Origin of the sequence: Paenibacillus sp. NPDC056933 (assembly GCF_042674385.1) — a bacterium.
GTDB lineage: Bacteria > Bacillota > Bacilli > Paenibacillales > Paenibacillaceae > Paenibacillus.
Genome location: NZ_JBHUQN010000004.1, coordinates 1 through 12,452, shown reverse-complemented (window position 1 = coordinate 12,452; position 12,452 = coordinate 1). Strand labels below are relative to the sequence as shown.

The following is a 12,452-nucleotide window of genomic DNA, read 5'->3' as shown; positions in this document are numbered from 1 at the left end:
ATATGCTGGAGGATGTGATCCATTGAAAACGAAATTGGGATGTGCGCTCGTCTTATCCTTCTTAATGATTGTTGGCATGGGTTGTGCTCAGAAGCCAGTCAGTGAATCCGGTTCGGCCGATCCGGCTGTTCAGGGGGGACCGTCACCAAACCCATCCGAAACAAAGGTGGATCTGGGCACAATGAACTTACAAACGGTTGATGTGTATTTCGCCGATTCACAGGTGCTGGAACTTGAGAAAAAAGAGCAGGAAATTGAATACAAGGACGATTCCGAGAAATATAAAAAAACATTTGAAGCTTTACAAAACAATACCGATTCGGGGCTCGTATCTCTCTGGGATAAGGTTGAATTGCTCTCCATACAGTACGGCGAGGGCAAAGTCACTTTGGATGTTCATATCCCGGATGAGGCCAAATTGGGAACCAGTGGCGAATTGCTTGCACTGGATGCACTGACCCAAACGATGTTTCAATATGATGAAGTAGAAAGTATCGATATACTGGTGGACGGTGAAGCCCTGGATAGCTTGATGGGTCATGCAGAGCTGGAGCATCCTATTCAACGCAAGCCCTAATCTAATTTTAAAAGACATCGGATGATTCTCTCCTTGAGTCATCTCCCATGCAGGATGAGAAGCATAGCTTTTCATCCTGCATTTCTTATAAAAATCCACATTCAAAAAGACGCCCCCACGGGCGCCCTGCATAATCCAATCCTTATAAAACTCCAACCTACAGATAGAGTTCATCTCCAGGAGATAGCGAATGCAGCATTCCCTTCCCCGAGAAACGTGGTTCTCTGAGTAACCCCGCTCTCAAACGATCCGTCTCTTCCTTGTCCGCATGCACAAGCACCGTATGCCTCGCAGGAACCTGATGCAGCATTTTCTCGACATCCTTCCAGCCCTGATGCACCTTATAACGAATTTTCCGCACCTCGCACGCTCCGTGTTTTGCAGGATTCTGCAACAATCTGTAAGCATAGGTGCCAGCAGAAACATGCCCTGTGAGCAGCACCAGATTATTTTCATTCTCCGCAAACTGGCTATAGTACCAGCGGCTAAGAGAGGACTGCATCATCCCGTCCGGAATGAACCACAAAGAGGCAGCATGTTGATGCAGCAGCCGCTCTCGCTCTTCCTTTGTCACAGGCATCTCCCATCCATGCCCCTCCAGAAAACGCCCAATTGCTTCCTTCACGGCACCTGGAATGTGTTCTTCCTCTTCCTTTAGCCAATATAGGGCACGTAGAAGCTGTTTCAACCCGTCCACCAGCCCTTGTTCCACTATAATCGAAACGTCCGGGAACTGCTGCTGTGCCCACAGCATGATTTCCTGACCACGGCCCACTGAGGGCATAGGCATTAGCACCTTTCCACCTCGAGCAATCGTCTCATGAATGGCCTGTTCCAGCTGCTCCAGTTTGTTGGCCTGCGTATCGCGGTCTGTACCATATGCGGCATCCATAATCGCCAAATCCAGCAGACCGATTGAAGATGCTTTGTTTACTTCTACTCCCTTGGATACGGCATAGGCATTCCCTTGCTCCACAGTTCTACCTGATGATACGTGCGATCGTAACACCCCTTCGGATGCAGCAAAGGGAAGAGTATGCGACGTGGATGGCTCTCCTGCCAAGACATGCCCACCATTCACGACGGTTCGTATATCCGTTTTCCAACGTTGACTAACTGGAGCATCGAATCCATGCCTGTTATGTGGTACCCTTGCCTGCCAGAATACATTCGCTGGACTATCCTCCTGCAAAAGCATGGATTCGGAGGTGTAATCACCGGAATAGAATATCCGCCTATCCTCCATTTCCAGTCCGAACCATACCGATCCTGCAAGGTGGCCACTACGCCCCCACACCACCGAGACGCCAGGGACCATTTCAAACCAGGTTCCACCCTCGGCTTCATCCTCCAGAAATCGGTAGCGAATCAGTTGTTCATCGCCTTCTTCATATGGGAGGGTGTGTCCTGCCCTCTCCATATTTCTTCGCCAAGCTCTGAAGTAGGTGTCTAATTGCTCTCTGGTTTCCCGCGTTGTCCATACTTCACCCTCATACCCCATCCTATAGAGCAACGGAATAGCGACAGAATGATCCTCATGGGCGTGAGACAACAAAACTACATCCAGCTCTTTAACGATTTCCGGTTCAATCAACGGGTACTCGCCGGCTCCTTCTTTTTTCACGCCACAATCCAGCAAAAGTTGAACCCGGCTCCCTCTCAGCAGATAGGCAGAGCGCCCGTGTTCCCCGGCACCGCCCCATACTTTTAGTTTGATCATGATGCATTCCACTTTCTCTTCGAATTCAGAACTTCGATGCCGAGCAGCATCAGTACCGTCATACCGACAGTAACCACGGCCATCGCCATCCCCAATGAGACCTGACCTTGTTCAAATTGAGCAAAAATATACGTGGCCGAGGTCTGCATTGATGGAGGCAAAATCAACAGTGAGCCTACCAGTTCCCGAGCAGCAATGGTGAATGTCATCATCCACCCGGCCAGCATCCCGGGAATAATCAGGGGGAGAAGAATGCGCCGCAGAATATACAACGGTCTTCCGCCAAAGACCTGACCTGCCTGGAACAACGTTCCGTCTATCTGGGTGAAGCTTGATTTGACATACTGCACTGTGTACGGCAAGAAGAGCACTACATACGTCAGAACAACCATTCCGTACGAGTTGTACAGGGTGAACGGCATCCATGGTGAATTCCAGAACAGAATGAGACCCACCACCATGACAATGCCCGGTACCGTATTTGGCAGCAGACTGAACAGGTCAATGACACGCTGCATCAAGGAAGACGATTTGCCAATCGTCAGGGCCAAACCTGTACCGATCATAACCGCAACCGTCGAAGCTGCCAGTGACAGCCCCAGACTGTTCCCGATCGCTTTCATGCTGACCGATCCCCAGGACAGCAACTCCCGGTAATGATCCAGCGTCAGATTGTCGAAGGACAATCCGGCCCCGCGCAGCTTCATCGTCGACGCAGCAATAATGGAGAAATACGGAATGCCCACCGACAGAATCAGCAGCAACGCGAGATACAACCCGCACAGCCAACCCGCTCCGCCGCGTAGGGAGTATCGTTTGGAGCGCTGCCCTTTTCCCCCCACCAGACGGTACGTGAACTTTCGACTCATGGCCGACTGCATGTACCACATCACCAGGCAGACCGACAGCAGCACGGAAGCGAGCGAAGTCGCCTTGCCAAAATCAATCGGCCAACTGGAGATATACTTGTGGATCTCGGAGGTCATGACATAATAGCCAATCTTGCGTCCGAAGGTTGCTGGCGTTCCGAATTCTGCAATCGTTTTGACGAAAACAAGCATGATCCCCATGCCGTAGGAAGACAACAGCAGTGGTAAAATAATGCGTCTAAACCGGTATCCCGCACGTGCCCCGTGCACGGCTCCCGCTTCTTCCAGATTGCCTCCAATACGAATGATCGCATCTCGAAGCAACAGGTACAGGAAGGGGAACAGATGCAAGCTCATAATGAGCACCATGCCCCAGAAGCTGAAGAATAACTCACTCCAACTTGCAGCGGAGGGCACCCATTGCTGCAGGTATCCCCCTTTTTGCATAAACAGAATCCAGCCCATGGAGCCGATATACGGCGGGGTCATGAACGGAATCATCAGGATCACGTCCACCCAGCGATGCTGACCCATGCGGGTCTTTGCCATCATCCAGGCCAGTGGCAATGCCAGCAACGTGGTTACAGCTACCACACAGATGCCAAGCCAGACCGAATTGAGCAGCACCCCGGATAAGTGATGGCCGGTAATCGTCCGAATGGGAGCCATCCAATCCCATTGCCCATTCGGATACACACTTTGCCAGAAAATCAGCAAAAGCGGTACACCAATGCTTATCGTCAGCAGAAAGAGGGCCAGAATCACGCCCACTCTCCGAAAAATACGGTTGTTGTCTACTACAACAGGTTTCACTATGCTTTCACCTCACATGACTTCCACAAGACACTCTCTATGTTGCTTACTTTTCATTACTCTCAAGATCCAGCCGTTATATCTAATTCAAAGATGCTCAGGAAAATAAATAATCTTATTTAAAAGTCTCGGAGAAACGTGCCGCTGTCTCATCTCCGTGTTCACTCATCCAGTTCCAATCCACTTTGAGCTGCGGGATATCTTTCAGATTCGCCCGGTTGGTCGCCTCGATGTCTTCACGTCCCGGAATCAAGTAAGCATCTGCAACGAGCTTTTGTGCCTCATCGGACAACAGGTAGTCGATAAATGCCTTGGCATTCTCTACATTCGAACTCGATTTCAGAATCGCGGCCGGTCTTGGACTGATTACAGTCCCTTCCTCCGGATATACGATGTCCAGCGGTTCACCTTTAGCTTTGGAGGAATACGCCATATAGTCCACACCTGCTGCTACGATGCTCTTCGCTCCGGTAATGACCGGGTCAAGCGCTTCCTGATTCGCTCCTGCCATTGCTACACCGTTCGCCTTGTAACTGTCCAGCAAGTCCCAGCCTTTATCTCCATTCACACTCAGGTATCCCGTAATGAAATCCAGCGCAGAACCAGACAGCGTAGGGTCCGGGATATTGACTACGTCCTTCCAGGCCGGTGTTGCAAGTTCAGCCCAACTGGTTGGTGGCGTGGACACCAGCTTGGTATTGTAGACAATGCCGAGTGCCGAAGCACTGGAGCTAAAATAGTTGCCTTCAGCATCCGACCACTCCTTGTTCAACTTGTCTGCATTCTCCGCGTCAGGATACGGGAGTGTCAGTCCATCCGCTTTCAGCGCTTGGGCTGAAGGCAGGGAGGCCAGGATAACGACGTCCGCTACCGGATTGGATTTTTCCGCTTCCATGCGAGCCAGTATTTTGCCTGTCGTGCCTTGGAACATCTCAACTTCAATGCCTGTCTTGGCTGTGAATCCGTTGATAATGTTATCCGCGAGCTTCTGAGGCCCTGCACTGTACAACACCAGCTTGCCACCGGCTGGTTTCGTCGTTTCCGCCGATGCAGCTGCCTTACTGCCTTCCCCCGCAGCTTGACCCGCATTCCCGGTGGTTGAATTACCCGTACTGCATCCGAACAAACTGATACTCATTACCGCTGATAATAACAGCATTGCGCTTTTTTTTCGTGTTTTCATACCCAACATCTCATTCCATCTCCCTTGGTTTCTGATTATATTCGTATTCAAGTTTCTGCAAACTCACGCTGTCTACGCCATTCCCGCTATGGTCTTTATAGTGCTATTCTCGCTTCTTCCGCCAACTTGTACCATTCCTTGGTTGAACAGAGCAATGTTGCTTTCCACAGCGACCCATTATTCCATAATCCTGTTCATGATTCTGTTGATGGTGCCGTTCACTATTTCATTCATGGGCGAGAAACCCTGTTCCCCGGATCACGCACTCATATTGGTTAGTTAGCTGCTGCTATGAATTCTCGCCGCTTCACATCCAGGCTTTCTTGCCCGTTCATGCGGCAGATTCGCTCAGGGGATACATAGAGCTGGACGTTTTCCCCGACACGCACTCTTCGATCCAGATAGGCTGTCCACACACCCAGCCCCTCCATCTGTACCCGAATTTCATAACGCTCTCCTACATAACTGACGCTGAGCACTACCGCCTGATAACACAGATCGTCATGGCCTGTCTTACTCCAGGAGACATGTTCCGGTCTTACCATGGACTGGTTAGGCGTAAGCCAGTTGGACTTTCCGATAAACGAAGCAACAAAGGGATCGCTTGGCGATGCGTAGATCGTTTCAGGGGTTCCCTTTTGTAATATCCGCCCCTTCTCCATCACCACAATCTCATCTGACATCGACATCGCCTCAACCTGATCATGGGTGACGTACAGCGCTGTCAGTCCCATATCCCGCACCAATGACATCATCTCAATTCGCATCTCTTCCCGCAGCACGGCATCCAACGCACTTAGCGGCTCATCGAACAGGATAATACCCGGTCTCACCGCTACCGCTCTGGCAAAAGCAACCCGTTGCTGCTGTCCTCCTGACAGCTGATGAGGATACCGATCCTCCATGCCTTGCAGGCGAACCATGCCAAGTGCTTCGGTCACCTTCTGGCGCAGATCCAATTTCTGCTTTCCGGCCTTCAGGCCGAACGCCACATTTTCGTACACCGTCATATGCGGCCATAGTGCAAAATCCTGAAACACCATGCCCAGATTACGCTTATGGGTCGGTACATCTATCCGCTTCGTTGCCGAGTAGAAACTCTTGCCATCCGCGACGATTTCTCCTGCATCCGGCTGCTCCAGCCCCGCCAGCATGCGCAGTAGTGTCGTTTTGCCGCAGCCCGATGGGCCGAGCAGTGTCGTAAACTGTCCATGCTGAAGCGTTAAATCCGTGGGCAGCAGCGCGGGAGTGCGATTGAATGATTTTTGAATTCCCCTAATTTCCATTTTCATAAGCATCCCTGCCTGTCTTCTTGTACTGTTCTCAGTCTAACGTCCGCTGTCGCGAGTTGTATGTTAGGAATGTAAAATTGGAATTAACTTTTTAGATGAATTCTGTTGATGTTCATAGATTAAATCTATATAAGGTGATTTAAATGAATTTTTCATTTTGTTACTCCGATTACAGCACCATCTTCCGATCGCTGTTATCCCCGGATTTCCTTGATTCCCTTTTCAAAGGGAGAAATCAGGGGATAAAGGCGAACGCTTCGCTTCTTCAGATTGGTCCTGTACTCTCCGTCATTATGAAAACAAGCATTAAATCATCTTATATTATGGAGGCCCTGTATAAGGGAGAGGAGTGTTGAGTTCGTTGAATCTGATTAAACTGCAAATTGTTGAACTCATGGATAAGCATCATCATATGACCAGTGTGGCCGAGCTTCTCGGGATCAAGCAGCCTACCGTTACCTTTCATATGAAGTCCCTGGAGGAAGAGATGGGGGTGCGATTATTCGAATCGCGTAGTGGAAAGACATTTCTCACCGAGGCTGGACAAGCCCTCTTACATTATTCCGTCAAAATTAATGCCCTGACCCAGGAGGCGCGCCGAGTAGTAAAGGAATATGACAGCCTATATCGGGGCACCCTGCACATTGGAGCGAGCTATGTACCTGCAACGTATCTGTTGCCACCTATTTTGAATACATTTTCTCAGGAATTCCCCGGTATTCGAATGATGTTATCGGTCAAACCTTCACCCGTTATCCGCGAAATGTTGATCCGCCATCAGATTGATCTGGGTGTAATCTCTTCCGAACCGTTTGTTGGTCCGGTACTGCAAGCAGAAACGTTGTGTAAGGATGATCTGGTATTAATCTGCTCTCCACAGCATGCCTTGGCTCAAAGGGATGCATTGAAACCCGAGCATATGGCACAGGTTCCTTTTGCGCTGCATGGGAATGAATCCAGTACTCGCCGTTTAACCAACCAATGGCTGGAGCAACATGATATTCGTCTGCGTAGCACCGTTGAGATGGACTCTCTGGAGGCGATTAAGCAGTTGGTTCTACTCGGCGGTCATATCTCGTTCATGTCACGAATGGCAGTAAAGTGGGAAGAGCAGCATGGGCTGATCAAGGTCCTCCCCATTCCAGGGGAGCAAGCTCCGCGGCATATTTACACCGTCCACAATAAAGATCGTCATCCTTCAGTTCAAGTCGATCGCTTCAAAGAAGTATTGCAGGACACGAGTCACAGCTTCTCTCTTTTCAGCTCATAATCTCCCGCTTCCCATATAAACTATCGCTTGGCATTCATCAAATCTATGCAGGATTAACGCAACGGGCCCTTCCATTTAATCGCTTTCACATACTCAGGGGATAAAGTGAGTCTGTACGTTAATCCAGCCTAGGGAGTGATTGGTTTTGAAAAAATGGAAAAAGGTGACTGCCTCATTCATGCTGAGCATCGTGACATTGGGAAGTGGACTGACGTTTCTGGAAGCACCACAGGCTTCAGCAGCAGCCAATGCCGTTCCAGCTTATGAAGTGAAGTTCCTGGCTAAGCCGGAACTGGTATTGAACACAGATGGGACACCACGCAGTGAAGTCATTCAGACACTCGGCCTGAGTTCCACAGCAAGAAACATTAGTGCAGAGTATTTTGATACCAATTCCCTGAATCTGAATCAAGCGGGATGGGATGTTCGTTTTCGGAAGAAGGATGACAAGAACAATTATGAATTGACTTATAAAAAGCGTTATCCTGTCATCAATGGAGATGTTAATGCAGCGCTGACTCTGGCTAACCAAGAGGGATTTGATGCGTCAGATGATAACTATGAAGCTGAGATTGACTGGGGATATGGCAAACAAACGTTGAGCTTCTCCAACACCAAAAAGGTGGATACCCAAGCCACAGGCGTTCAACTTCCATCACAGCAGGAAGCTTTGAGCATGTTATTGGACAAGCTGCCTGGCAAATTAAAAAATTGGTCCTCCTCCAACTGGGGTAAACAACAACTCACCCAAGCCCGCGCCTACGGCCCAATAACGTTCCAACGCTATGAAGGCACATGGAATGGGCAAGAGCTTACGCTTGAAGTATGGCCAATCCGTAACGCAGCAGGTACAGGTATTGAGAACATGGTAGAGATCTCCTTCAAAACCGATGATGCTGTAGCCGTATCCGGACTTCGTGCCCAGTTGCTGCAATTCCTCCAGAACAAAAACTGGCTTATACCTGCCGATGGCCTGAAAACACAAACGATTCTGGAAAGATACTGATAGCTCCAGAATGAATAATCTATCTATCCCAGGCCTCTTTTCCTGCATTAATTGTAGGAGAGGGGCCTGTCTGCCCCATAAATAACTCAAAGCCTCAGCTCTTTTTCATTCAAAACAAAAGGAGATCAACAGAACATTCTGTTGATCTCCTTTATATTTTACTATTCCTTATAGTTAATATATTTTGAAGGTCTGGGCTGTTTCGATCCCAAGTGCACTCTGAATAAACGTATTGGCGACCCGCTCCACAGGCACCGGATTAAATCCGATAAACACACCTTTATATTTCTCCGCCGATTCAACAAACAGGTTAGGACTAACGGAATTCAGACGTATCCCTCGGGGCAACTCATACGCTGCTGCTTTGGCAAACGAATCGATTGCACCATTAACCATAGCACTGGACGCACCTTTCAGAATGGGATGGTCCTGTATAATGCCACTGACCAGCGTAAAACTCCCCTTGTCGTTGATGTAGTGCTGCCCAATCAATACGATATTCACCTGACCGAGTAATTTGCCCTGTACACTAATCATGTTGTTCTCAGGTGTCAGTTCTTCCAATTTCGCATAATGGGTCTGGCCTGCAGCAACAATGACGTAATCAATATTAGTTACCGTTTCAAAGAGGGATGTAATACTCTCTGTCGAGGTCATATCCACCTGATAATCTCCGGATTGCCTGCCTGCTGTAACAACCTCAACGGAATATTCCTGAAGCTTCGCAACAACCGCCTTGCCTAATGTCCCATTTCCTCCAATAACCAGAGCCCTTTTCATCATACGCCTCCTTTTTATCAGTGAAAGCATGAAATTGTACATTCATTGATCTCTTCATTTAAACAAAGTTCACTCACATAATCAAACGGCTGACTGTAGAAATAGCCACTTGCTTTTGCATGAAGCTTGTTCTTGGAAAACTAGATATCGAATCGAAATTTTGCAAATTAGGACATTCCTTTAGCTGGACTTGTGTAAACAAGTTTTAATAAAACGGTAAATTGCATGAGCAAGTGATCGAAATGGAACGACTTTTGGCTTTGCCCAAGCAAAACAAGGGAAGTGACAGCTCGAACGCGAGCGAATTCCATCTCTCACTACGAGTTCATGCAGGGCTAAGGTTATTTTACAATTAATCCTAGTAACCCAACGAAAGAAGCGGCCTGTGCATCGGAAATCATACATCCATCCAGATCTTCAATATCCACATGTAAGCTCTCAAAGCTACAATCACTGAGGTCCATTCCCTTAAGCTTTACACCCGATAAAAAGGCCTGATCCATGTTGCATTCAGAGAACCCCAATTTCTGTGGTGTTGCTTGAAAAAAATCGCTGCTCACCAAAGAGCATTCCGTGTACTTCACCTGTTTAAACTTGGAGAACCGGAATAAAGAAAGATCCGCTACACAGTCTTGAAAGCTTACATTTTGAAACCTGCTATTTGCGAAATTGGTACCAAGCATTTTACAGTTTCTAAATTCTGTCCGATGAAGGAAAGAACCATTAAAGTTCATATTGGACAAATCACATTTATCAAAGATCACATCGGTAAGCTCCACTTCCGGTAGAGAGGACTCGCTGAATATCACATTCTCAAAAATCACTTTATCAAATGAAACCCTGCTGGCGCTCTGATGTTCAATCAAGATATTACTGAATCGCCCTTGCTTAATTTCTTCCTTGCTCTCCCACGCTTCTAAGGCTAACGATAAGTCTTCCAGCTCCAAGGGAATCTTTGGCGTTTCTATTTTATTTTTCATAAGCCCTCCCACTATTTTCTTATTTACAATTACTATATCAAAAAGAGCCCTTGCAGTAAGCAAGAGCTCTTTTTGATATTACCATGAAGCGGGTGATGGGAATCGAACCCACGCTATTAGCTTGGAAGGCTAAAGTTCTACCATTGAACTACACCCGCATATAAAGATCGGGATGACACGATTTGAACATGCGACCCCCTGGTCCCAAACCAGGTGCTCTACCAAGCTGAGCTACATCCCGATACTTATGAAAATAATGGCGCGCCCTGAGAGATTCGAACTCCCGGCCTTTTGATTCGTAGTCAAACGCTCTATCCAGCTGAGCTAAGGGCGCAAATATTGGAGCGGACGACGGGAATCGAACCCGCGACCCTCGCCTTGGCAAGGCGATGCTCTACCGCTGAGCCACGTCCGCAAAAATAGTTGGTGCGGTCGAGAGGACTCGAACCTCCACGGGGGTTAGCCCACACGGACCTGAACCGTGCGCGTCTGCCAATTCCGCCACGACCGCAAAATATAATGGTGAGTCATGAAGGGCTCGAACCTTCGACACCCTGATTAAAAGTCAGGTGCTCTACCAACTGAGCTAATGACTCAAAATAAAATGGCTGGGGATATAGGATTTGAACCTATGCATGACGGAGTCAAAGTCCGTTGCCTTACCGCTTGGCTAATCCCCATTAAGAAAACATGGGGCGATCGAGGGGAATTGAACCCCCGAATGCCGGATCCACAAACCGGTGCGTTAACCACTTCGCCACGATCGCCATAAGCTATCCCTTACATTCGCTGAGAGTATCTCAGTATTCCCTTCTGTACCTGTAATATACATTGTAGTATAGGTTCAGAGGCAAATGCAATAAATGGTGCCGGCGAGAGGACTTGAACCCCCAACCTACTGATTACAAGTCAGTTGCTCTACCAGTTGAGCTACACCGGCACGGTGTAAATGTGAAACTTGATTAAAAATGGCGGAACCGACGGGATTCGAACCCGCGATCTCCTGCGTGACAGGCAGGCATGTTAGGCCAACTACACCACGGTTCCAGATCACTTTCTTGAAAGAAAGCATAATTGCGGGGGCAGGATTTGAACCTGCGGCCTTCGGGTTATGAGCCCGACGAGCTACCGGGCTGCTCCACCCCGCGTCGTTATTCAGAAAACTATATGGTGGAGGCTGAGGGGATCGAACCCCCGACCCTCTGCTTGTAAGGCAGATGCTCTCCCAGCTGAGCTAAGCCTCCATATTTATGACCCGTAGGGGATACTCTCACTTCGTTCGAGACTGCGTAGCAATTGCTAACGAAGCTTATCCTCCGACGAACCTTTGGGATTCTCATCCCTTTTTTAAAGCTAATAGATATAGCTATGACCCGTAGGGGATTCGAACCCCTGTTACCTCCGTGAAAGGGAGGTGTCTTAACCCCTTGACCAACGGGCCTTGTTATAAAATTTATCTGGCGGAGAGAGAGGGATTCGAACCCTCGAGACGCTTGTGACGCCTACACGATTTCCAATCGTGCTCCTTCGGCCAGCTCGGACACCTCTCCATATGGCTCCCCGAACAGGACTCGAACCTGTGACAACTCGATTAACAGTCGAGTGCTCTACCAACTGAGCTATCAGGGAATGGTGGAGCCAAGCGGGATCGAACCGCTGACCTCCTGCTTGCAAGGCAGGCGCTCTCCCAGCTGAGCTATGGCCCCATATACTTTAGTATATCTGGTATTACTATGGGCCCTGGTGGACTCGAACCACCGGCCTCACCCTTATCAGAGGTGCGCTCTAACCAACTGAGCTAAGGGCCCTAATATGTATCCCTTTTTTCCTTACAAGGGGGGCAAAAAAAATACCCCAAAGGGAATTCGCTTGGCGGCGTCCTACTCTCCCAGGACCCTGCGGTCCAAGTACCATCGGCGCTAGAGGGCTTAACGGTCGTGTTCGGGATGGGTACGTGTGGAA

Annotated in this window: 9 protein-coding genes, 17 tRNA genes and 1 rRNA gene; 3 read left to right on the top strand and 24 right to left on the bottom strand. The window is 48.8% G+C overall.

Annotated features, from left to right (window positions below; all coding sequences use genetic code 11):
* The first annotated feature begins 22 nt into the window (after positions 1–22).
* Positions 23–577, top strand: coding sequence for a GerMN domain-containing protein (locus ACFTRD_RS24180; protein WP_379384499.1), 555 nt, complete (start codon positions 23–25; stop codon positions 575–577).
* Positions 578–734: 157 nt separating this feature from the next.
* Here ACFTRD_RS24180 and ACFTRD_RS24175 read toward each other — a convergent pair whose 3' ends face one another.
* From ACFTRD_RS24175 to ACFTRD_RS24160, 4 genes are all read right to left on the bottom strand, one after another.
* Positions 735–2,297: an MBL fold metallo-hydrolase gene (locus ACFTRD_RS24175; RefSeq protein ID WP_379384497.1), complete on the bottom strand. Its 1,563-nt coding sequence runs from the start codon at positions 2,295–2,297 to the stop codon at positions 735–737.
* Positions 2,294–3,979, bottom strand: a complete 1,686-nt coding sequence (locus tag ACFTRD_RS24170) for an ABC transporter permease (protein WP_379384495.1) — start codon at positions 3,977–3,979, stop codon at positions 2,294–2,296. The genes ACFTRD_RS24175 and ACFTRD_RS24170 overlap by 4 nt, the downstream gene beginning before the upstream one ends.
* A gap of 115 nt (positions 3,980–4,094) precedes the next feature.
* The gene (locus tag ACFTRD_RS24165; RefSeq protein WP_192272603.1) at positions 4,095–5,171 is read right to left on the bottom strand and encodes an ABC transporter substrate-binding protein; all 1,077 of its coding nucleotides are present in this window, start codon (positions 5,169–5,171) and stop codon (positions 4,095–4,097) included.
* A 266-nt stretch (positions 5,172–5,437) separates the two neighbouring features.
* Entirely contained in the window at positions 5,438–6,454 is a 1,017-nt protein-coding gene (locus tag ACFTRD_RS24160; RefSeq protein WP_379384492.1) for an ABC transporter ATP-binding protein, read from the bottom strand.
* A gap of 361 nt (positions 6,455–6,815) precedes the next feature.
* Here ACFTRD_RS24160 and ACFTRD_RS24155 point away from each other — a divergent pair, with 361 nt between their 5' ends.
* The gene (locus ACFTRD_RS24155) at positions 6,816–7,724 is read left to right on the top strand and encodes a LysR family transcriptional regulator (RefSeq protein ID WP_379384490.1); all 909 of its coding nucleotides are present in this window, start codon (positions 6,816–6,818) and stop codon (positions 7,722–7,724) included.
* Positions 7,725–7,869: 145 nt separating this feature from the next.
* Entirely contained in the window at positions 7,870–8,730 is an 861-nt protein-coding gene (locus ACFTRD_RS24150) for a CYTH domain-containing protein (RefSeq protein ID WP_379384488.1), read from the top strand.
* 174 nt (positions 8,731–8,904) lie between these two features.
* Here the strand turns inward: ACFTRD_RS24150 and ACFTRD_RS24145 are convergent, their stop codons facing one another.
* From ACFTRD_RS24145 to rrf, 20 genes are all read right to left on the bottom strand, one after another.
* Positions 8,905–9,510, bottom strand: coding sequence for a short chain dehydrogenase (locus ACFTRD_RS24145; protein ID WP_379385222.1), 606 nt, complete (start codon positions 9,508–9,510; stop codon positions 8,905–8,907).
* Positions 9,511–9,851: 341 nt separating this feature from the next.
* Positions 9,852–10,490, bottom strand: a complete 639-nt coding sequence (locus ACFTRD_RS24140) for a pentapeptide repeat-containing protein (RefSeq protein WP_379384486.1) — start codon at positions 10,488–10,490, stop codon at positions 9,852–9,854.
* A gap of 87 nt (positions 10,491–10,577) precedes the next feature.
* Positions 10,578–10,648: transfer RNA gene (locus ACFTRD_RS24135), tRNA-Gly, on the bottom strand.
* A 9-nt stretch (positions 10,649–10,657) separates the two neighbouring features.
* Positions 10,658–10,731, bottom strand: a tRNA-Pro gene (locus tag ACFTRD_RS24130).
* Positions 10,732–10,747: 16 nt separating this feature from the next.
* Positions 10,748–10,824: transfer RNA gene (locus ACFTRD_RS24125), tRNA-Arg, on the bottom strand.
* Between the two features lie 6 nt (positions 10,825–10,830).
* Positions 10,831–10,905: transfer RNA gene (locus tag ACFTRD_RS24120), tRNA-Gly, on the bottom strand.
* A 9-nt stretch (positions 10,906–10,914) separates the two neighbouring features.
* Positions 10,915–11,001: transfer RNA gene (locus ACFTRD_RS24115), tRNA-Leu, on the bottom strand.
* A 9-nt stretch (positions 11,002–11,010) separates the two neighbouring features.
* Positions 11,011–11,086: transfer RNA gene (locus ACFTRD_RS24110), tRNA-Lys, on the bottom strand.
* A gap of 9 nt (positions 11,087–11,095) precedes the next feature.
* Positions 11,096–11,170, bottom strand: a tRNA-Gln gene (locus ACFTRD_RS24105).
* 11 nt (positions 11,171–11,181) lie between these two features.
* Positions 11,182–11,257 (bottom strand) — tRNA-His (locus ACFTRD_RS24100).
* 97 nt (positions 11,258–11,354) lie between these two features.
* A tRNA-Thr gene (locus tag ACFTRD_RS24095) sits at positions 11,355–11,430 on the bottom strand.
* Between the two features lie 29 nt (positions 11,431–11,459).
* A tRNA-Asp gene (locus ACFTRD_RS24090) sits at positions 11,460–11,537 on the bottom strand.
* A 27-nt stretch (positions 11,538–11,564) separates the two neighbouring features.
* Positions 11,565–11,638, bottom strand: a tRNA-Met gene (locus ACFTRD_RS24085).
* Between the two features lie 20 nt (positions 11,639–11,658).
* Positions 11,659–11,734: transfer RNA gene (locus ACFTRD_RS24080), tRNA-Val, on the bottom strand.
* A 125-nt stretch (positions 11,735–11,859) separates the two neighbouring features.
* Positions 11,860–11,931 (bottom strand) — tRNA-Glu (locus ACFTRD_RS24075).
* A gap of 17 nt (positions 11,932–11,948) precedes the next feature.
* Positions 11,949–12,040 (bottom strand) — tRNA-Ser (locus ACFTRD_RS24070).
* Between the two features lie 3 nt (positions 12,041–12,043).
* Positions 12,044–12,119, bottom strand: a tRNA-Asn gene (locus ACFTRD_RS24065).
* A gap of 1 nt (position 12,120) precedes the next feature.
* Positions 12,121–12,196 (bottom strand) — tRNA-Ala (locus ACFTRD_RS24060).
* Between the two features lie 28 nt (positions 12,197–12,224).
* Positions 12,225–12,298, bottom strand: a tRNA-Ile gene (locus ACFTRD_RS24055).
* Between the two features lie 59 nt (positions 12,299–12,357).
* A 5S ribosomal RNA gene (gene rrf, locus ACFTRD_RS24050) occupies positions 12,358–12,452 on the bottom strand; the annotation flags it as partial.